The organism is Paenibacillus sp. OAS669, assembly GCF_014873645.1.
Taxonomy (GTDB): domain Bacteria; phylum Bacillota; class Bacilli; order Paenibacillales; family NBRC-103111; genus Paenibacillus_S; species Paenibacillus_S vulneris.
The window spans coordinates 307,430-329,081 of the sequence record NZ_JADBDR010000007.1 but is presented as its reverse complement, the minus strand read 5'-3'; the positions used below and the strand labels follow the sequence as shown (position 1 = coordinate 329,081).

Here is a 21,652-nt window from a genome sequence, read left to right as displayed (position 1 = left end):
AATTGTGATCTGAATTCCTTGGCTAGAGCTGCATTGTCTTTACCAGAGTATTCATTTGCTTCTGCATAGCCTGTAGTTGGTAGTGTTAGAGAAAATGCAATTGTAGTTAATAAAAGAAACTTATTAAATCTTCTCATATATATTTACCATTCCTAGTAATATTTGGGTACTGTCCAGCAATCATTACAATGCAAATATTATTATATTTACCAAATATTATAAATACGTTTACCTTTTTTTGCTATTTCACTATAATTTGATTTATAAGAATGACTTAACAGCATCTAGTAGTATTTGATATTTGAAAGGAGTTAATTATGAAAAAATTTTTATTTGGCTTATCCTTTGGTATATTAATTTCTATTACAAGTGTTACATTCGCTTCTGATTTCAACAAAATTGAGGCCTTGATATTTAATGCAAAATATATCTTTAACGGTATTGGAAAATCACTCACATCTGATTATAAGACACTAAATATCGATGGAAATACTTATGTACCAACTCGATTTATTGCAGAAAATATAGGTTCCGTCATTGATTATGATGATTCGACCCAAACAATAAGCATTAATTCGCCGCCTATGGAATCTATTAAATCGGAAGTGAACTCACGCGCAGAAGATAACAATTTCGTGCTTTCACTATACTCCAGTAAGAAAGCATTTAAACATACCGAATATATTGATATATGGTCTACCCTAAACTTTAAGGGGCAAACAAGCTTGAATCTTACACACGAATACAATATTATTTCGTTTTACATAATAGATGAAAAAGGAAATAGAGCGGAGCTTGGGAACCCTTATATGGTAAAAAAATCGCAAATTAACCAGGGGGATGAATTTAAAAGAACCTTTTCTTCAATATTGATACAACAATATAATAATTTTTATAGTAGTCAGGGAAATTTAATGGCATCATCTTCAAGAACTTTACCACCAGGGAACTACAAAATTGGTGTTAAAGCATCATACTTAAAAAATTCAGATAATTATGATAAAACAGGCGACTACTCTAGTAGCGAGACTACTTTAAGTACTGAAATACCAATTGTATTTGAGTAGCACAAAATGTGTAATATCTCCAAGTATGATCGTTATATACTTGAGGTCAAACTGAACATTGAGTTTAGTTACATTACGGTAAACATACTAAATGGTGGTCAAGTAACGGGACGGGTTTTAATCGTCATATATCCTACGGGTAGAATAATTGTCTATTAGCGCTAAGAACCAGCACAAATTAGTGTTCAGAGGGGAAGCCTAATGATAAGTACTTTCTAGGTAACGACTCCCCTCGCCTCCATAAAATGCGAAAAGCATCGACCATTCGGTCGGGGCTTTTTTGCATTTTGAGGCGCAAGGAGGGAGGTGAAGCCCTGCAAGGGGTTCAGTCCGCTCGGACTGAAGCGAAGTGGAGGGAGCACGGCATCGAAATCTACCGCTAAGGTTGTCCTCGTCGATTGTGCTACGGGAGCAAGTTGAATAGGGATTTCGATACTCCCCTCATCTCCATATGTTAAATCCACAACAGGGAGCTTAAAGGTAGCTTCTACATGCTTTTCGTAGATAATTACCTTTTCCACATAGCCACCGATGAACTTCTTTATTTCAGGAAGATCGCGGTTTGCTAGGTGGGCTCCGAACTGAGAAAGCAGTTGTCGCAGAGTATCCTCTGTGATGGCTGCTTTTTCTTTTATGTTCTTGGCTAGCATCGGAATGGCCTCTTCGTTGAAAATTTTCTCCTAGCGGGATTTGTAGCCTGTGAGAAACATTGAGAAAACCGTCTCGACGATGCCACGTTCATCCTCATTGATGACGTATCGCTTTGTAGCCGGATCGACCGAGTAGCCTATCGGCGTAGTCACCGATATGTTTGCACTGGTAGGCAGTCTCTTTCAGCCCCTTCATCACCTCTCTGGCGAGGTTCTAGGAGTAGTATTCGGCCATGCCTTCGAGCAAGGACTTCCACAATGACGCTCTGAGGTGAACCGTCGAGGTTCTCGGTTAAGCTCAGCAGTTGACACCGCTTTTCTTCAGCTTACGCTTTTGTCCGATGACGATGCTCCGTACTTAATTCTACCAGTGACCTTAGAACATAAAGCTACAACTCATTATTATTTGAATTGCAAAGAAGAAGCATTCATGCTGATTGATGTATCAATGCTTCTTCATATAAAACCACAATATTTAAGTATCAAGGACAGGGGGTTCAGTAAGGGCGCCAATCAAAGTACTATCAGTAATTTGAAATGACGCGACTGATGGTAATATTATTTTTAGAAGTTCTATCTTTGTGATGTATGAGAGTGTCTTTCATTTCGTCTTTCCCAAGTATATTAATCTTCTATTTTGCTAATTATAGTTGAGAGGATCAATAGATTTTGGGGGGATGAATGTGTTATTGGCGACTCTTGATAAGGAAAGCAATGCTCAACTGACCGACTTCAAGAAATTAATTAGTGAAAAGGTTCAGCAAGGGAAACTACTTTCAGTTCTTCAATTACTAATGAAGATAACTCGTGATTTAACGGAAGAAGATGCAGAAGATTTTCGAAATGAATTTATCGGAGATCTCATGGAACTGTTGAAAGATGCTTGTGATAGTGTTTTGAAATGCAGAAATTGTTGCACTGTTTTTCGCTTTAGACACTGTAAGAATCCTCGGGATCATCAAAATGATGAGATTCATGCAATTGAATTAACTTGTGAAGGATGCGGCGATTACTTTACCTTTGCCGAGAATCGAGAGCGTGTTTCTTATTTTAACTTCAATGTTTTAAAAAAAGTCGATAATTTAAGAAGAAGAGGCCGAGGATTAACCATTAAGGTAACACTTGGAGGTCTGGTTGAACCAGCCTTGTTAAAGGTTAATAACGGTGAACGGCCTGTTGTATGGATTGATGCTTACCAAATTTTCGAAGCGGAAGATGTTCAAGTGTATTGGGAACGAGCCAAGGCAATTATAAAACGAATAAAACTAAATACATCAAATGGTGATAAATATTTCAGGGTTGACGATGGTGTTGTTTATTCGTTAACAACTCAACTCAGACAGGGATCGTTGCTCAAGAGGCTGGTTGAATCTTAGGACACCTCCCCAAACATCTGGATCGTCACGCGGCGGCGAATTGTGGATTTGCTAAGCCACGCTTCAGAGAAATGAACCCCCTGTCCATATAAAACCACAATGGTTAAGGTGAAGTCTTGAGAATGAATTCCAATAGCGGCAGTACTATCAGGTGCGTAATGAAGACGCTCTGACAGTGCTATCGCTTTTTTAATTATTTTGTAGATTGAAATGAAATAAGCCATTTCTATTTTGATTATGAAAAGTGGGCTGGAAGGTTTAAGGAGTGAGAAATCATCTACGTTGAAGAGTTTAACTTATATTGAGAACAAATGTTCCTTTAGGTTATAATTGTAAATAACGTAGTTGTTAAATGAAGTAGAGTGGAAATTATCAATGAGGTGTAGTAATAAAATTCCTGTTAGAGGTTAGAGGTGGTTATTTGGTGTATTATTTGGGAAATAGTTTTATTGCTGCTGCAGTTTTTTTTGATAGTTTATTACTTCGTTTTAATCAGCAAAGGAATTTACACCACATCATAAGATGGTTCATCCATTCTGTTTTTAATGCGATTATTTCATTGATAATTGGGGTTATTATTTCGACTTTTGGTCTGGGTATTCTATCAACATTTGCAGAAACAGAAAATTTGTTAAATGGAATAACACTTCTTATGCTTCCGGTATTTTTATTTGTGTGCCTTACGGGAATTGTCTTATTAAATTTTAGAAATGTCTATTTTAGTCTACCTGATATGTTGTATGTTCTGTATGCTTCAATTATTCTTTCTCAACTGAGAAGGGAACTTTTACACGCATTCATTTATTTTCTATCTATTTGTATGGTATTAGGAATTATTATAATTTTGGTTGTGGGATATATGTTAGTAGTGAAAGGACATTATCTTTCTGATCATACGATGGTTAAAATCGCCACCTATTCATTTTCCGCTGCTTTTGCTATTACTGCATTTTTATATAGCTACGGAACAGCAGATGAATTGGTTAGAACCTATCGCCAATTTATTTTATGGCTTTCTGTACTTGGTGGAGTCATCATTTTTAGCATATATCAAATAAATATTAATTTATCTGCATTTTCAACTCCTAGTGCTGTGGCGATTGCTTCCATAGTTTTTGGTTTTGTATTGACAATGCCAACTGTTGCTGATAAAGGATTTAAGTTGTTTGAGGTACTATATCAATATTTTTCCGACCCAATTGATGATCTGTGGAATGAATATTATCAAAGATTTTCGATTGATACATTGTTGATTGTTCTGATCAGAAAAAGGGATGAACTCCTGCTAGAGTATACTATTATTAAGTTTAGTTGGAATTTAGGGGATAAGTGGCATTACATTAGAACAACAATTTTAGGGATTCTTTTTTCAGGTTTCATGTGGTGGTTTTTGCATAATTGGATACACTTTTTAACAAAAATACTGGATTTATCGTGGAATAAGTTGGTGGTTTGGGTTAGTGGAGATGAAAAGTTTGCAGAACACTTGATTATGATATGTCTTGGTTTTACTGGGCTTATATACACGATTGTTTCTTTAGCTAGAAGATACTCAAATATTAATTGGCAACAAAGATACTATTCTTTTGGTACTGTAATTCTTGCTTTTACTATTTGTTCAGTTTTACTATCTACTTATTCTCCTATTCCAATATTTAAATATCCATTAATAAATACGATAATACTATTTTTGTTACCCTTCTGGATGTCGATTGGTTTTATTGTGGAGATATCATACAGAATTTATAGGTGGATTAAAAACTAATGGAAAGCTTGTAAACAAAAAACCCAACTCTGCTAACGAAGCGGAGAAGGGTTTTTATTAAGTATAGTCAACTCTAGCTAAACGAAGCGGAGAAGACTATACTCATCCGTATTATTTCTATATAATCATGATATTATGTATGTGGATGAAAGTCAAGTCATCCGTTATCATTTTCTTTATTTGGGATGTGTACAATGATCTATAATATCTATTTCGATGAAGCGAATAAAATTGACCAGCCGGGAAAAGCGAATTCATATTACGGTGCATATGGCGGCAGTGAACAGACAATGACAGACATAACGCAGAAAATTCAACACATATATGAAGAACTGGGCACCAACAGCGAATTACATTTCAGAGAATACAATCATGACCAGCACTTAAAGAAATACTTCAAGGTCCTTCAATACATCATCAATCAGGATGTTAATATCAACATTCTGATTGTCAATAATGCAGAAGCTGACAGCATTGCTAAACAGCTAAATCTGACAATGATGGAGCTAAGGAATCTATTCTATATCAAAATTCCTGAAAGATTGTTTTATGGGGTGACACGTCACTTGCGGGGTCAGGTGGATGTTAACATCAAAATTGATCGCAACGACGAATATGATGCACTAGGACTACATTCAAAAATCAAAGAGCAGATGAATGCTCATTCTGTATATCGGAGCAAAAGGTACAAAATTGCATCTGTTGAGTCGGAAGAATCGCATGAGTCCATCCCGCTGCAAATCATTGATACATTTATGGGGATTGTAGTGTTTCTGATGGAGCATAGCTATAAGGGAGATTCAAAAACGACTCTGATTAAGAGTGATTTGGTGTATCGCTTTTTATCCGAAGGTAACAATGTAGATCGGTTTATAAAACAGATCAAGCTGTATTCATGGAACGGCAATGAGAATTTGTCAGAACTATCTATAGGCGATTACGTGTCTCAATTCATGGTATACAAGGTTCGCTACGATGTTTCAGAAATAGCCAAGCTTCAGGCGATCATGTTGAAGAATCCTGATCTACCTGCAAAGGAATACCGTAAACTGATGGAGTATCCTAACACGTTGGCGCGTATGTTGCTGGGATATAAGGATGAAGTTGAGGGCAAGGGAAGGAATTTTTCATTGCTTCAATAAAGGGTTAAAAGGTATTGAATGTTCACTTGATACGTTTTCGCCGAGCTTATGGACGCCGATGTTTGGAAGAATGAAAAGAGGCGGATAGAATCCGTTGCCCCTGTGATTATTTGCGTGAACGGTCAACCAGTTACGGCTGGGATGCAGATCTCGCCTGTGTCATGTTGGACAAAGGCGTCAAGCTTCATCAGGAATTGTGGGTGGATAAATTACTGCTGGGCTTGGAAAGTCTTTACGCGACTAGGCAATAGAGAGATGTTGAGGGGGGGGGGACGTGGAGTTGGCAAAGAAGAAAAGGCCGAACACACCGAGAGCCAAACGTATGAACCGCGAAGGTCGCCTTCAATCGGCAGTAAGCTGGCTTAAGAAATACAACGGCAGTCATTATATCCGTGGTTACTGCCAACACTTTGGGGTTGACACGGGTACGGCCATTGTAGAGCTGCGCCAACTTGGCGTGTCGCTATCCGATGAAGCGGTCCGGAGTGCCAAGGTGGGTGTTCAAGCTGCAGCGCGGGGAAAGCAGGCCCACAAAGCAAAGCGAGTTCAGCGTTTGCAGGAAGTGATCCTGATTCCTTGGTCCGACGAGACTTATGCCTTCATAGCCGGATATACGGCCTGGGGGATCCCGTATGGCATTACATGGGAAGAGAGTGAGTGGCTTGCTGATCAGGAAAGCCTCGATAACTCAGTCCTTCCCTAAGGAATAGAATGCTACATTACTTATGCGGACGAGCTGGATAGGTCAAGGGTTGAAGAGTGAGATGAAGAGAAGGTGCCTTTTGACCCGGAATAGTTTACAACGCAATTCTTCTAAAAAAAGAACATCTAAGTTGTGAAGTGTACCCCTTAGAAATGGGACCACCCCTTTGGGTAATCCAATAAATTCTAAGGGGTGCATGTTTTATGACGATTAAAGGCCAAATTCAAATCGTATTTAGAAGATATATGTAAATTATAAAATCCATTTGCTATTGGATAATTAATTCTACATGGAAGTATTTCATTACATTCACAATAACGAAAAGGAGCTTGCCACTGGTGGAGGGGAAGCTCCTTTCTATGTTTCATCACTCGATTGATGCGAAACAACTCTTTCTTGCCCTAGGCGACGAAAGGCATCGCAAGCTCTAATTAAACGAAATATGATCGACACGGATCGTTTGCTTACTTGAACGAAATCTACCTGGAGATACACCCGTTAACTTGCGGAACACTTTATTAAAGTAGTTCTCGTCCGAATACCCCGTAAGCCGTGCAATTTCGCTCAAATTGAGCTTGGTTTGGCGAAGCAGCTCCATCGCTTTTTCCATGCGGATTTTTGTTAAATACTGCATAGCGGTTACGCCGCATGTGGCGTGAAACAGCCTCGAAAATTTGTACTTGGAGATGCCAAGCGACCGGCTTAGTTCTTCAATGCTGTTGATGACTGCGTAATTTTCATGAATGAGCTTTAACGCTTTGACAACCACTTCGGGCCAAGTATCCGGCGAAGCCTGATTATATTTCAGGGACTGGTAAACCTCCATGACAAACTGGGCGGCCAAGCCCGATGCTTTGTAGCCGTTGGTGATGGACTTTTTGCTCGCTTCCAGATAAATGTGTTCCAATGTGCGAATCACCGGCGTGTCAGGGACGAAACGAATGACGGGACCCGAATGATTGTGGACCGCGGACCAGCACTCCAAAGCTTCCGGCCCCATCAAGGTAATAAAGATAAACTCCCAAAGCTCACTGTCTTCTGGAAGATAGTATCGGTGGTCGGTTCCGGTTACGACTAGAAAGGCGGAATGTTGTTCGAGCGGGTAGGTTTGGGTTCCGATGCGAATTTCCCCTCTCCCGGCAAGCGTGTACTGGAAAATGCATTGATGGTTGGTTGCCCTCTGCAATCCATCCCAATAGTAATTCTGATTCCTCTTTTCCCAGCCTACGTAAACGATTTCAGCAAATGGCGTAGTCGGACCATCCTTGAATTGAAAACCGTAAACACTCATAGCACATCTCCTTGCAATTTTTTACCCTTTTACAATAATTCATTACCATTGAGGTCCAGTTAAATCTATTATAATATTCAACTTGTGCAAGGCAATACATAATGTAAATATTCAAATTTTGCTGCAATTTTCTCCACTTTATTAAGGTTTTGTAAAACTGGAATGAAGGGATTGAAACCAATGAAAGCGAAGTTGAACATGGGATTTGCATTAGTTGTCGTTTTTTTGACGAGTCTGTTGGCGGGCTGCAGTTCGGGCGGTATGGATTCAGGGGCATCTTCGGCCACGGGTACGGGGAAAACCGAAGAACATCATGAGCCTGTGACGTTAATGCTGCACCCAGGCCAAATGATCACACCGGAAGACTTGGAGCTTATGATTAATGAACCGCTCCATCGTAAATATCCCTATATTACCGTGCAGGTGATAGACAGGACCAAAAATAATTTGGAGAATCATGTGGCTTCAGGAAGTCAATTGGATCTCATTACTACATGGAACGGCAGCATGTCTGCGGCAATGGATCTGGGCGTGTTCGAGGACCTGACGCCTCTGGCGAAAGCAGATGGGTTTGACTTAGGCCGGTTCGATCAGCAAGCGCTCGAGACCATTAAAACCATCTCTAACGACGGGAAGCTGTATGGCCTGCCTTACAACAGACAGTTTAACGCTCTTTATTACAATAAAGACATTTTTGATAAATTCGGAGTCGAGTATCCGAAGGACGGCATGACCTGGGAAGATGTGATCCAGCTGTCCAAGAAGCTAACAAGGACGGTAGACGGCGTTGCATATCGCGGGCTGGATCCGGAGAGCATCCAAAGATTGAGCTTTCCTTTGTCCTTAAATATAGTGGATGCTGCGACAAATAAAACAACTATCAGCGATAACTACGACACGTTCAAAAAACTGTTTGAACTAGGCAAGGATGTATACGCTTTACCAGAGAACAAGCCGCCTAAATGGGGGACCAGCACAAACGATTCTTTTATTAAGGATAAAACAGTCGCCATGACGGCCACCGTCAATATGTTCCCTTACATCGCGCAAGCTCCTGAATTCAATTGGGATGTTGTCCAGTATCCGAGCTACAAGGATAAACCTAACGTCGCCGGAATGTACGATTTACACATCATGTCCATCAGCAAAACGAGCCAGCACAAGGAAGAAGCGATGAAAGTGCTTGAGGTTCTGTTTTCGGATGAAGTGCAAATGATCGCTACGAAAAAGACCGGACGCATTTCGCTATTAAACGATCCGAAATTCCAGCAGGCTTACGGTGCGGATATGCCTATATTGAAAGGAAAGCATCTGGAAGGGATCTTCAAGAGCAAGCCTGCGCCTGCGCCGCGGCTATCAACCTACTATTCCAAGGCTGTCAGCATTCTGGAAAGTCACTTCAGACAATATGTTGACGGGGCAAAGGATACGAATACGGCGCTTCGTGAAGCAGAAGATGAGATTAATAAATACGTTCAATCGCAAACTGGAAAGTAATATGGCGTGACTATCATACTCATATCCTCGGGAAAATCTCCCGGGGATTTTTCCTTTACACAAAGAACCGTGTAAAAGCTTCGAATGGAGCGGGGGCAGAATAACAGCGGCGGTCTGGCCCGGTCAGTTAACCAAATTCCTAGAGGTATGAAGCGCCCAATATGTCGCAATTTGTCTAAATGGCATAAAGACAACCATTGAATTCTGGAACTTGTCCAATCGGGCTTTCTATAAGTGTATGGCTTGAGCCACATCATTTTCATCGTCTAACAAGCGTTTCAAAGCTAATAACAAGTCTTGTCCAGATTTTGCTTTAATGGTACTATTTACAATGTCGAATGGCAAAACTTTCTATCGAAAAATGGGAAGCATGCTACTTTAGTCCCATAGGATAGGTTGCTAGGAAGGAGGCAGAGTGAAATATAATAGTATAAACGTAGTTGCTATTAGCATGACAGCCCCTTTTTAAGGTATACAACTACGGGAAAGTTTCAGAAGGCTGAGGACAAACAGGAAAAAATTAAAGACATCGCTCTAGTCCTATTCGCTGACAGAGTGATATGGATGAGCTCTACGGTAGCAAGTCCGAATGATTACCGGGGAGGAGAAGACCAAAGCTATGAAATGGAATACTCACAAGAAAAAAGTATCTTTACTGATGTCGGCCTTGATTGCTGTGCAGGCGTTTTGTTTTACTCCCGCATCTAGCGCTGCGAGCTCAGACGTCAATCTGATTGCAAATGGCAGTTTTGAAGAACCCTATTTTCCCACTTCAAATTTTAATATGATTAATGCTAATACCGATACATCCATTAAGTGGAAGACGTCTGCAACAGACTATCAAATTGAAGTTTGGTCTAAGAATTTTAAGGAGATACCAGCTTATGAAGGAACCCAGCATGCAGAGTTGAATGCCAATCAAGCATCTACCTTGTATCAGGATATCGCGACAGAACCTGGTCAAGTGTTAGTATGGCGTCTAGCTCACAGAGGGAAAAATGGAGTAGATGGAATGAAGCTGCAGCTTGCATCTCCAGATACTTTCACCAAGTCGGGGACTACACTCACCACACCAGCAATCAGCAGCCCTAATATTAGCTATACGAAGACAGAAACGGATGCAGGAGGCAACCGAGTAACAACTACGCTCACCACCCCGTATTCGAATACATTTACGATGGATGACGGAACGGCTTGGGGTCTCTATGAAGGTTACTATACCGTGCCCGAAGGTCAGACGATGACCCGCTTCGCGTTCACAGCTGTATATTCTTCTAACGGTCAGACAACTACCGGAAATATGCTAGATGATATTTTCTTCGGTATAGTCGGGAGTCCGCCTGTCGCATCGAACGTTGATATCGCAGGAACGGTTAAGATAGGGGAGACGATAAGCGGAAGCTACATCTATTCGGATGATGACAATGATTTGGAAAGTGACTCCGGATCGATCTATCAATGGTACATTGGCAGCAAAAGTGATGGCAGCGACAAACAGCCGATTGCCGGAGCAAGCGGTCTGAACTATGCAATCGACAAAACGGATTACGGTAAATATCTGTTCTTTGAAGTTACTCCGAAAGCGCAGACGGGAACTCCAACAGGAGCAACGGTCGTCAGCAGCGGAAGATTGGTCGGAGATAACCCGCCTGTTGCTTCAAACGTTGCCATTATCGGAACGGTCAAAACAGGACAAACGGTAAGTGGAAGCTACAACTACTCTGATGCCGATGGAGATGTGGAAAGTGTATCGGGATCAGTCTATCAATGGTATATTGGCAGCAAAAGCGATGGCAGCGATAAAGCACTAATTGCTGGAGCAAATAGTCTCAACTATACGATCACTGATGCGGATTACGGGAAATATTTATTCTTTGAAGTAACACCGAAGGCACAGACTGGCACTTCGGCAGGAGCAACAGTTGTCAGCAGCGGAGCTATGGTAGGTAATACTGCACCTGTTGCTTCAAACGTTGATATCGTCGGAACGGCCAAGACAGGACAAACGGTAAAGGGAAGTTACACCTACTCGGATGCTGACGGTGATTTGGAAAGTGTAACGGGATCCGTTTATCAATGGTACATAGGCACTAAAAGCGACGGCAGCGACAAAGTGGCGATAGCCGGAGCAACCGGTCTGAATTATTCAATTACTAATACGGATTATGGCAAATATTTGTTCTTCGGAGTAACACCGAAGGCGCAATCCGGTGCACCGGCAGGTACAACGATTGTGAGCAGCGGGATTCAGGTAAGTGATACTGCGCCGCCTGTCGCGACCAACGTTAGCATTACCGGTGTGGTCGAGACAGGACAAACGGTAAAGGGAAGTTATATTTATACGGATGCAGACGGTGATTTGGAAAGTGTAACAGGATCCGTGTATCAATGGTATATCGGCACCAAGAGCGACGGCAGCGACAAAGTGGCGATAGCCGGAGCAACCGGTCTGAACTACACAATCACTAATTCGGATTACGGCAAATATTTGTTCTTCGGAGTAACACCGAAGGCGCAAACTGGTGCTCCGGAAGGGACAGCGGTTGTGAGCAACGGAAGTCTGATCAGTGGAACTAAGCCTCCGGAGTTGATGTCGAACCTGAAATTAACGGCCAATCCGGTACAAATGGTCGGCGATGGTCAATCGACTGCACAGCTGACGGCGGTACTGACAGATCGTGACGGAAACCCGATTGCAGGTCAGGAAGTCATTTTCAGCGTCCCGCAGGGAACTTTCGTCGGCTCGGACCGAGCTGTGACGAATGAACAAGGCATTGCCATTGTCTACTACAAACCAGCTCAAACAAACAGTACTGCTAAAGAGGAAGTTACGGTTACCGCAACGGTTAACGATTCCAATAAAGGTATATATGCGACAGGTAAAGCGACAGTTATCCTAATGCCTGCGACGATAAACGGGATTTTACGGAACGGAAGTACGAATGAGCCTATCAAGAATGCAACCGTCAGAGTGACGGGAGCCGGCTTTGACCAAACGATCGTCACTGATGAGAACGGAGCATATTCCGTTGCGGTTCCACAGGGCGATGCAGAATACACCCTTACCTTCACACAAACACTCAGCATTGGCGGTAAGGACACTCCGGTAACCTTCACACAGAAAGCGAAGGTAGGTGCGGACGGTACAAACGGACAAAATGTCGCTTCCGTGAAGACGGCTGCCGGCATTGTACTCAGCAAACAACCGAATGGCCAAACTTCACTATTGAGCAGTTCTGTTGCCGATAAGGTACACGTATATTTGAAAGATTCAAGCGGTAAATATATTTCAGAGAATGGAGCGCCAAAAGCGTTCGAATTGCAAAGCAACGGTGTGTTCCTTGCTGATGGCCTGTCCGTCGGAAATTATCAAATGGAAATCCGTTATGAATTCGAGGCCGGTAAAGAGCTTACGCTTGCTAAAAATTTGACGATCAGCATAACCGCGGATGGCGAGCTGAGCATCTCGCAGGAACTGATCGACCCGTATGGTACGATTACGGATGCGCTAAACGGCTCGGTGATCGAGGGAGCGCAAGTTACGTTATATTATGCCGATACGACAAATAACAGGGAGAATAAAGGCATCGTGCCGGGCGCTCAAGTAGCGTTGCCGATAATTGAAGATTTTGCTCCTAACAATAACAAGAATCCGCAATTTAGCGATATTAACGGTAAATATGCGTTCATGGTATTCCCGAATACGGATTACTATCTGGTTGTAACGAAAGACGGCTATATGCCATTTTCGAGTCCGACGATCTCGGTCGGAACCGATATCGTGCTTTTCGATCTTAAACTGACGCCGATTCGTACTTCTTCTTCACGTCATAACAGCAGTAGCGGCGGAAGTTCCGTTGTACCGAATCCGGATGTAACGCTCAGTCTTTCCATAGATAACAGCCTTGTAAAAGAAGGTAATACATCTACCATCACGCTGGATTACAAGAACCAATCAACCGCTGCGTTGAATGAGGGAGAAATCTCCGTTACCATTCCAGAAGGAGCCGAGTTAGTAAGTGCGAACGGTGGAACTGTTAACGGAAGAACCGTAACGTGGAAGGTTACGAATTTGGCTGCAGGAGAAGCTGGAAGTTATAAGATTGAGGTTAAGTGGAATCAACTGACAGCAGCGGATGCACAGTTCGAATTCCCGGCTCAATTTACAGTGAACGGGAATGTCGCAAATTCAGTTAAAGCCGATGCATCCGTGAAGGTGAAGGTATTCTCCGACCGTTTCGGCAATGTGAAGCATCAACGGTATATTCTGGGTTATCCGGACCGACAGTTTAAGCCGAACAACTCATTAACCCGTGCGGAGCTCGCCGCTATCGTGGCGAGACTAACCGAGAATGAACAAATAAGCAATCCGCTGTCCTACACGGATATCCGCGAAGGACACTGGGCGGCGAATTACATTAAGATTGTTACGATGCACGGGTACTTCAGCGGATTCGAAGACGGAACCTTCCGTCCTGAAGCGCCTGTAACAAGAGGGGAGCTTGCTTCCGTTATGGCACGCTTCCTGAAACTGAACGTCAGCGCATCCGGCGATAAGCACTTCTCCGATATGAAAGACCATTGGGCAGGAGCCGAGATTGAGGCGCTCTATCGCGGCAAATTCATTTCTGGGTATGAAGATGGAACGTTCAAGCCTAAGGAAAAAATTAGCCGGGCTGAAGCGGTGACGATGATCAACCGGATGCTTTACCGTGGACCGTTGAAAGGATTGGCTCCTCAATTCCCGGATGTGGCGGAAAGCCACTGGGCCTTCGGAGATGTACAAGAAGCAACGGTATCGCATGAATCTATCCGTAACCAGGATGGAAGCGAAACTTGGATGAAGAATATCGAAGACGAAGTAAAATAATTGGTACATTTGGCCGTGCGAAGCAATTTGCATGGCCCTTTTTTTAGATTTAGAGCGTATTCGCTGTAGTGCTGATGGGGTAAGGATTTAGATGTCAAACAAGAGTTGCTCCTCGGGAAAATCTCCCGGGGATTTTTTTTTGCCAATAATGGGCGGGCAGTCTGGAAAATGTATCATAAATCTTGATCTCTTAGGAAATAGTAAGTCGTGATGCTAAGCTCCGGTACCGCATCTTCATTGAACATTTTACTCATTTAAACCGATAAATTAAAAATTTGTCAACATTGATGATGACGAAAGGTGATTTTGATTTTATTGATCATGAAAGCGTACATCATATACCATTAGCTCATAACGAAGTAGGAGGTTATGACAGTGAGCGCATTGACAAATGACCAGCAACAGTCTTCAGTTGACGTTCGCGTACAGGTTCAACGCTTTGGGCGTTTTTTAAGCGGTATGGTTATGCCTAATATCGGAGCTTTCATCGCTTGGGGATTAATTACCGCAATATTTATTCCGACAGGCTGGTTTCCAAATGAATATTTGGCTAAGCTGGTCGGACCTATGATTACTTATCTGCTTCCACTGCTGATCGGTTACACGGGCGGGAACATGGTTCACGGTACGCGGGGCGGTGTCATCGGTGCGGTGACCACGATGGGTGTTATCATCGGTACGGACATTCCCATGTTTATGGGAGCTATGCTCGTCGGGCCGTTCGCGGCTTGGGTATTGAAAAAGTTTGATAAATCCATCGAGGGTAAGGTTAAGTCCGGCTTCGAAATGCTGGTGAATAACTTCTCCTCAGGGATTATCGGCGGCATATTGGCTGTGCTTGCCTATGCGGTTGTAGGTCCCGCGGTTCAGGTCGTAAGCAAAACTTTGGCCGCAGGTGTGCAAATGCTTATCAATGCCGGCCTGCTGCCTCTTGCGAATGTACTGATTGAGCCGGGCAAAATCCTGTTCCTTAACAACGCCATCAATCACGGCGTACTCAGTCCTATTGCGGTTGATCAAGCGGCTACAACGGGCAAATCGATCTTGTTCATGCTGGAATCGAATCCAGGACCAGGACTCGGCATTTTGCTCGCATACTGGCTTGTCGGACGCGGCTCAGCTAAGCTTTCCGCTCCGGGTGCCGTGATCATTCATTTCTTTGGCGGTATTCATGAGATTTATTTCCCATACATTCTAATGAACCCGCGTTTGATTTTGGCGGTTATCGCCGGCGGCGTGACGGGTACATTCACCTTCTCGTTATTTCATGCAGGTCTCGTAGCTCCACCTTCGCCCGGAAGTATTTTTGCGTACATTGCCATGGCGCCAAAGGGCGGCTTGCTGTCCATCTTTACCGGGGTTATTACGGCAACCATCGTCTCTTTTGTAGTGGCTGCTCTGCTCTTGAAAACAAGCAAGCAATCGGCGGATGAAGAGGATCTGGAACAGGCTAAAGCAAAAGTGCAGCAAATGAAGCAAGCTCCAAACGCATCGGTACCCGCTGCTGCAGCTGTGGCGGAACATGCGGTTCAAGTGAAGCCAGCTTCGGAAGTTCATAAGATCGTGTTCTCCTGCGATGCGGGCATGGGTTCGAGCGCTATGGGGGCTTCTATGCTAAGAAAGAAGCTGAACCAAGCCGGTGTGAATGTCACGGTAATCAATACAGCGATTAGCGAGATTCCAAGCGACGCTGATATCATCGTGACGCACAAGTCGCTGACAGACCGAGCTCGTAAACAAGCTCCGCAAGCGGAACACATTTCGATCGATAATTTCTTGAAGAGCCCGGAGTACGACGAGCTTGTAGAGCGATTAAAATAATGCCCAATTTCAGACGTCGGCTTCGTTGCCGGCGTTTATCTCCATTCTACTGATAAGGAGCATAGGCATGAGCCAGCATCACCGGCATCGTCAAATCGTGGATTTACTCCTCAGCCGTCATGAGGAGATCACCGTTGGAGAAATCGCCTCGGAAATCGGTGTAAGCACGAGAACTATTCACAGGGAGCTCTATGAGCTGGAGACAAGTCTGGCTGCATTCGGACTGACGCTGCTCAAAAAAACCGGCAAAGGCATTCAGCTCCAGGGAAAGCCTGAGCAGCTTGATGCGTTAAGACGAAGACTACAGGGCGAAGCCATGCTCGAAAACTCGGCACAGGAGCGCAAACTCTTTATTTTGTGCAAGCTTCTTACGGAAGAGGAGCCTGTAAAGCTATTTACCTTATCGCACGAGCTGCACGTCTCTACACCGACCGTTACGAACGACTTGAATGAGCTTGAGGATGTGATCCGGAAGGCGAACCTGCTTCTTGTGCGCAGAAGGGGATATGGAGTGGAGTTAACCGGAACGGAGGCCAATAAGCGAAAGCTGATCAATCAGCTGGCAAGGCAATATCTGGATGAATCCGATATGTTCGGGAAGCATCCTCCCCCGCCCCAGTCTGCAGAAGGGAAGCTGCTTGAGCTTATCGGCAAGCCTTACTTTGCCAAGGTGGAGGCTGCTCTGTGGCATGCCGAGGAATCCGGCCTAAGTGAGCTTGGAGAAGAGGAATATACGCATCTGCTGCTCGGGATATCGGTCGCTATCGCCCGAATCAAACAGGGAAAGCAGGTAGCACTGCAAGCCGAGCATGCCTCCATTCGCCGCAGTGAGCTGCTTATCCGCATCATTCAGGAGCTAACGGAAGCGATACCTGTGGAGTTTATAACAGCGGAGATAGCCCATCTCTCCACGCTGCTTGAGCCTGAAGAGACGGTACATCCCAATCAGCTGCTTCCGGCTGAAGAACTGAGCTATATGGAAATTGTATGGCGGCTGATCCGCAATATGGAAGAGCGCATGGGCATCCGGTTCAGCGAGGACCGATCGCTTCGAGATGGGTTGCTTCATCATCTGGAGTCTGCGATTACCCGTCTCCGTTCGAAGGGGAGTATACGCAATCCTTTGCTCGGGCAAATCAAGAGAGATTATGAAGAGCTGTTCGCGGCGGTTCGTCAGGCGATGGATGAGACCATGCCGGAGCTCTACGCTCCGGATGAGGAAATCGGATTTCTGGTTATGCATTTTGGAGCTTCCATTGAAAAGCAGAAGCAATTTCGCCGCAACGTCAGAGCGATCCTGGTCTGCACGAGCGGGATCGGAACGTCCAACATGCTGGCGGTTCGCCTTTCCAATGTGCTTCCTCAAGTCGTTATCGCCGGTCAGGCCTCGTGGTTTGAAGCGGCCCGCATACCGGAAAGCGAGTACGATCTGATCATTTCCACCGTGGATCTGCCGCTGCAAGACGACCAATATATCAAGGTAAGCCCGCTGCTAACGAAGGATGAAGCAGAGAGGCTGCGTTTGTTTATTCATAATGTAACGCTTCAACAGGAGAGAGAAAAAGAGACTCCACGCGAAAGGATAGAAGAAGATCAGGTAGCTTCGCATAGGCTTCAACGGCTTGAACGATACACGGATGAAATCAGGAAGATTATCGACCAATTCAAGGTTTATTATCTGGAGCAGAAGTTCAAGGTCTTATCCGAAATGCTTGCAGCCATGTGTGAATATGTCAAGGAGTCCGGCACGATTGAGGAAGTGGAGCCGGTTGTCGAGCTGCTGCTGCAAAGGGAACGACAGAGCAGCCAGATCATCCCTGATCTGGGCATTGCGTTGTTTCATATACGAAGCGATAAGGTCAAGGCACCTTCTTTTACATTGTTTCGGCTGAGGGAAGATTTGAAGCTTCTAGAGCCTGCCCCCGCGGGTGTCAGGCAGCTGCTTCTGATGCTGGGTCCGAAAGAGCTTTCCAAGGAAAGCTTGGAGGTGCTTAGTGAAATAAGCTCCTACCTGATCAATCCGGAAATGATCGAGCTGCTCAAAACGGGCGAAACAGCGGAAATCAAACAATTTCTATCGAGAGAGCTGGCTGTTTTTGTGGAAAATAAAAAATAAACGGATAATGGAGAGATCTACTATGAGCATACTGTCTGCAAACAAAGTGAAACTAAACGCACAACCTAAAGACAAATTCGAAGCGATTCGCATGGCCGGCCAGCTGCTGGTCGATGCCGGTCACGCCTCGGCAGGTTATATCGAAAAAATGCTTGAGCGCGAGGCCACGCTGTCCACTTATATGGGCAATGGGCTGGCCATTCCGCACGGTACGCAGGATTCCAAATCGTTGATTCATTCCACAGGCTTGTCGATTGTACAAATTCCGCAGGGTGTCGATTTCGGAGACGGAGAAAAGGCAACGCTCGTTATCGGTATTGCTGCCGCCGGCGGTGAGCATTTGGACATTTTGACCAATGTAGCGATGGTTTGTTCTGAAGAGGAAAATATGGAGAGTATTCAAAAAGCGTCCACAGCTGAGGAAATTATCGGTATATTCGAAAGCGGGATGGAATCATGAGAGCTCTGCACTTTGGCGCCGGGAACATTGGCAGGGGCTTCATCGGGCTAGTATTGTCCCAAGCGGGTTATGAAGTTTGCTTCTCCGATGTGAACGACAGCTTGGTGGAATTGCTGAAGGAAAGAAAAGCATATACCGTTCGTTTGGCGAATGCCGCACAAGATTCGTTCTATGTATCGAACGTGACAGCGATAAATGGCAAGAATCTGGAGAACGTTGCGGAAGCCGTCGCACAGGCCGATCTTGTGACGACGGCGGTTGGGGTTAACATTCTTAAACATATTGCTGAAGGAATAGCAATGGGGCTTGCTAAACGTGCAGAACGCGGTGCCGCCCCGCTCCACATTATCGCCTGTGAAAATGCGATTGGAGGAAGCACTCAGCTGAAGGAGCATGTATACAGCCATTTAAGCCCGGAGCTTCAAGAGATCGTAGGGAAATTCGCTGCTTTTCCGGATTCGGCGGTTGACCGCATCGTTCCTATTCAGCAGAATGAGGACCCTCTCGAAGTGAGGGTGGAGCCATTTTATGAATGGGTCGTGGATGAATCGAAAATGCTTCCGGGCTTTCATCGAATCGAGGGCGTACATTACGTTTCCGAGCTAGAGCCTTATATTGAGCGTAAGCTGTTTACAGTTAACACAGGGCACGGCTTCGCGGCTTACCTCGGATATTTGCAAGGCTACGGTACCATTCAAGAAGCGATGGCAGATTCCGAAATTGCGAAGAATGTAAGGAACATCATGGAAGAAACAGGAGCGCTGCTTACCCGTAAATATGGATTTGATCGTGGTGAGCATGAGCAGTATATTGAGAAAATATTAGGCCGTTTCTCTAACCCTTATTTGACGGATCACATCGAACGTATCGGCAGATCGCCGATTCGCAAAATATCCCGTAACGACCGTTTTGTTCGTCCGGCCTTGCAGGCTTTCGAGCTTGGTCTGTCCACACGGTACCTAACAATGGGCATTGCTGCCGCGCTTCTGTTTGACATTGCGTCCGACCCGGAAGCTGCGGAAATTCAGAAGTCCTTATCCGAGCATGGCTTGGATCAAACCATTACGGGCTATACTTCGATCGACAAAGAGCACCCGCTGCATAAAGCCATTATTATTCATTATGAACAGTTAAAAGCGGGTGTTAAGGAGGTATGAGCATGACTGAAATAGCAACCAATCGTCTGTCCGGTATCGCTGCCTCACCGGGTATTGCTATCGGCAAAGCTTTTCGCCTGCGTCAGGAGCAGTATGTTCCTGGGGCTGACAAGGCAGCCGACGTACAACGCGAGCTAACGCTCTTTCGTGAGGCGGTAGAGCGCGCAAAGCAGGAGCTTGAGCAGATTCGCAGTATGACGGAAGCTCGAATGGGTGCGGCTAAGGCGGAAATTTTTGAAGCGCATCTTATGCTGTTAGAGGATCCCGATTTGATCGATGCCATCATTGAGAAAATCGAAAACGAGGGTGATAACGCCCAATATGCGCTCCACGAGGTTTCCACTGTCTTCATCGAGGCGCTGAGCGCAATGGATAATGAATTGCTGCGGGAACGGGCGGCAGACGTGCGCGACGTATCAGGCCGTATCATGAGCCATTTGAGGGGTATCCCTCATGCATCGGTATCGGCCATCCATGAGCCGTGTGTTCTTGTTGCGGAGGATTTGACCCCTTCGGATACGGCGCAGTTAAATCTTGATTATGTGCTCGGGTTTGTAACCGAAATCGGCAGCCGCACCTCGCATTCGGCGATTATGGCGCGTTCCCTTGAGGTACCTGCCATCGTGGGGGCAGGCGAGGCAGCGGCACTCATCGATACGGGAACACCGATCATTATGGACGCTGTGGGCGGAACCGTGATCGTCAATCCGACCGATGAGGAGCTAGCGGCGTACCAAGCGAGCAAAGCGGCGTATGACGAGCGTAGACGCGAGCTGCGCAAGCTGCTGGATCAGCCGACTGTTTCGAAGGATGGCCACCATGTAGAACTGGCGGCCAATATCGGCAGCGTGGAAGATTTGCAGAAGGTGCTTGAGAACGGAGCGGAAGGCATCGGCTTGCTGCGGACGGAATTTTTATATATGGGCCGTAGTGCTCTTCCCAGCGAAGATGAGCAGTTCCAGGTATATAAACATGTGCTGGAACGAATGAAGAACAAGCCTGTTGTCATTCGTACGCTGGATATCGGCGGCGACAAAGAATTGCCGTATATGAAGCTTCCGACGGAAAGCAATCCGTTCCTCGGTTTGCGCGCGGTGCGTTTATGCCTCAGCCGGCAGGATTTGTTCCGCACCCAGCTTAGAGCTTTACTTCGCGCGAGCAGCTACGGCAATTTAAAAATCATGTTTCCTATGATTGCGGTAAGAGAAGAGCTTCTGGAAGCGAAGCGTCTGCTGCAGGAGGAGAAGGAGAAGCTGATTGGCGAAGGAACAGCCGTATCCGATAACATCGAGATCGGAATTATGATAGAGATTCCTGCCGCGGCGCTGGCTGCCGATCAATTAGCCAAAGAGGTCGACTTTTTCAGCATCGGCACCAACGATTTGATTCAATATACGATGGCTGCCGACCGCATGAACGAGAACGTGGCGTATTTATATCAGCCGTGCCACCCTTCTGTGCTGCGATTAATCCGCATGGTGATTCAAGCCGCGGCGAAAGAGGGCAAATGGGTTGGCATGTGCGGAGAAATGGCCGGGGATGAAACGGCGGTTCCGATCCTGCTCGGAATGGGGCTCCATGAGTTCAGCATGAGTGCAGGCTCCATTTTGTCGACGAGAGCTCTCATCAAGCGGTTAAACCGCAGAGAGTGGGCTGATTATACGGAGCAAATAATGGCGATGAGCAGTCATGAGAGCATTGTTCAATTCGTACATCAAAAGACCAAGGAGTAGTCAG

General features: G+C 45.1%; 14 protein-coding genes. 12 read left to right on the top strand and 2 right to left on the bottom strand.

Annotated features, from left to right (window positions below; translation table 11 throughout):
* The first annotated feature begins 317 nt into the window (after positions 1-317).
* Positions 318-1,067, top strand: coding sequence for a stalk domain-containing protein (locus GGC63_RS17925; protein ID WP_192703441.1), 750 nt, complete (start codon positions 318-320; stop codon positions 1,065-1,067).
* Between the two features lie 215 nt (positions 1,068-1,282).
* Here the strand turns inward: GGC63_RS17925 and GGC63_RS34510 are convergent, their stop codons facing one another.
* Positions 1,283-1,717, bottom strand: coding sequence for a hypothetical protein (locus GGC63_RS34510; RefSeq protein ID WP_225948291.1), 435 nt, complete (start codon positions 1,715-1,717; stop codon positions 1,283-1,285).
* Between the two features lie 683 nt (positions 1,718-2,400).
* On the opposite strand from GGC63_RS34510, the gene GGC63_RS17915 reads away from it, so the two are divergent.
* From GGC63_RS17915 to GGC63_RS17900, 4 genes are all read left to right on the top strand, one after another.
* Positions 2,401-3,093, top strand: coding sequence for a hypothetical protein (locus tag GGC63_RS17915; RefSeq protein WP_192703440.1), 693 nt, complete (start codon positions 2,401-2,403; stop codon positions 3,091-3,093).
* Between the two features lie 424 nt (positions 3,094-3,517).
* Positions 3,518-4,858 carry a hypothetical protein gene (locus tag GGC63_RS17910; RefSeq protein WP_192703439.1) on the top strand — a complete coding sequence of 447 codons (1,341 nt, stop codon included), beginning with the start codon at positions 3,518-3,520 and terminating at the stop codon, positions 4,856-4,858.
* A 194-nt stretch (positions 4,859-5,052) separates the two neighbouring features.
* The gene (locus GGC63_RS17905; protein ID WP_192703438.1) at positions 5,053-6,000 is read left to right on the top strand and encodes a DUF3800 domain-containing protein; all 948 of its coding nucleotides are present in this window, start codon (positions 5,053-5,055) and stop codon (positions 5,998-6,000) included.
* 280 nt (positions 6,001-6,280) lie between these two features.
* A complete protein-coding gene (locus tag GGC63_RS17900; protein WP_192703437.1) occupies positions 6,281-6,703 on the top strand; it encodes a hypothetical protein in 423 nt (140 codons plus the stop codon).
* A gap of 427 nt (positions 6,704-7,130) precedes the next feature.
* On the opposite strand, the gene GGC63_RS17895 is transcribed toward GGC63_RS17900, so the two are convergent.
* On the bottom strand, positions 7,131-7,994 hold the full coding sequence (locus GGC63_RS17895) for a helix-turn-helix domain-containing protein (RefSeq protein ID WP_192703436.1): 864 nt from the start codon (positions 7,992-7,994) through the stop codon (positions 7,131-7,133).
* A 180-nt stretch (positions 7,995-8,174) separates the two neighbouring features.
* Between GGC63_RS17895 and GGC63_RS17890 the strand changes: the two genes are divergently transcribed.
* The 7 genes from GGC63_RS17890 to ptsP all read left to right on the top strand — a co-directional run bounded on the left by GGC63_RS17890 (position 8,175) and on the right by ptsP (position 21,648).
* Positions 8,175-9,491 (top strand): ABC transporter substrate-binding protein, encoded by a 1,317-nt coding sequence (locus tag GGC63_RS17890; protein ID WP_192703435.1) that lies wholly within the window; start codon positions 8,175-8,177, stop codon positions 9,489-9,491.
* Between the two features lie 619 nt (positions 9,492-10,110).
* Positions 10,111-14,361, top strand: coding sequence for an S-layer homology domain-containing protein (locus GGC63_RS17885; RefSeq protein WP_192703434.1), 4,251 nt, complete (start codon positions 10,111-10,113; stop codon positions 14,359-14,361).
* A gap of 369 nt (positions 14,362-14,730) precedes the next feature.
* Positions 14,731-16,182, top strand: coding sequence for a PTS mannitol transporter subunit IICB (locus GGC63_RS17880; RefSeq protein ID WP_192703433.1), 1,452 nt, complete (start codon positions 14,731-14,733; stop codon positions 16,180-16,182).
* Between the two features lie 67 nt (positions 16,183-16,249).
* Positions 16,250-18,298, top strand: a complete 2,049-nt coding sequence (locus GGC63_RS17875) for a BglG family transcription antiterminator (protein ID WP_192703432.1) — start codon at positions 16,250-16,252, stop codon at positions 18,296-18,298.
* A 22-nt stretch (positions 18,299-18,320) separates the two neighbouring features.
* Positions 18,321-18,758, top strand: a complete 438-nt coding sequence (locus GGC63_RS17870; RefSeq protein ID WP_079914675.1) for a PTS sugar transporter subunit IIA — start codon at positions 18,321-18,323, stop codon at positions 18,756-18,758.
* Positions 18,755-19,915 (top strand): mannitol-1-phosphate 5-dehydrogenase, encoded by a 1,161-nt coding sequence (locus GGC63_RS17865; protein ID WP_192703431.1) that lies wholly within the window; start codon positions 18,755-18,757, stop codon positions 19,913-19,915. The genes GGC63_RS17870 and GGC63_RS17865 overlap by 4 nt, the downstream gene beginning before the upstream one ends.
* Positions 19,916-19,917: 2 nt before the next feature.
* The gene (ptsP, locus tag GGC63_RS17860; protein WP_192703430.1) at positions 19,918-21,648 is read left to right on the top strand and encodes a phosphoenolpyruvate--protein phosphotransferase; all 1,731 of its coding nucleotides are present in this window, start codon (positions 19,918-19,920) and stop codon (positions 21,646-21,648) included.
* Positions 21,649-21,652 lie beyond the last annotated feature (4 nt).